Origin of the sequence: Psychrobacter sp. AOP31-B2-9, assembly GCF_052378005.1 — a bacterium.
Taxonomy (GTDB): Bacteria; Pseudomonadota; Gammaproteobacteria; order Pseudomonadales; family Moraxellaceae; genus Psychrobacter.
Genome location: NZ_JBQSXG010000379.1, coordinates 1 through 261 on the forward strand (window position 1 = coordinate 1; position 261 = coordinate 261).

Annotated in this window: 1 protein-coding gene; it reads left to right on the forward strand. The window is 49.0% G+C overall.

Annotated features, from left to right (window positions below; translation table 11 throughout):
• Positions 1-261, forward strand: a 261-nt coding sequence (locus ACT3SX_RS15720) for a transposase (RefSeq protein WP_444761891.1), incomplete at both ends; no start/stop codon positions are given.

The window sequence follows — 261 nt, forward strand, 5'->3', positions numbered from 1 at the left end:
CAATCTGACATCAAGAAACTGGCTGAGCAAATGGCCAGCAGCATGAAAAGCTTCGATGACATCAAAGACTTTCAAAAGCAGCTCATGCAGTCCTTCATCGACACTGCCTTAGAAGCAGAAATGGAAGAGCATCTCGGCTACCCCAAGCATGAAAAGGCAGACAGGCCTAATAAGCGCAATGGGCACACTAAAAAGAGAGTCCGTAGCGACACAGGCGAGCTTGAGATCTCCACCCCAAGAGACCGTGATAGCAGCTTTGAG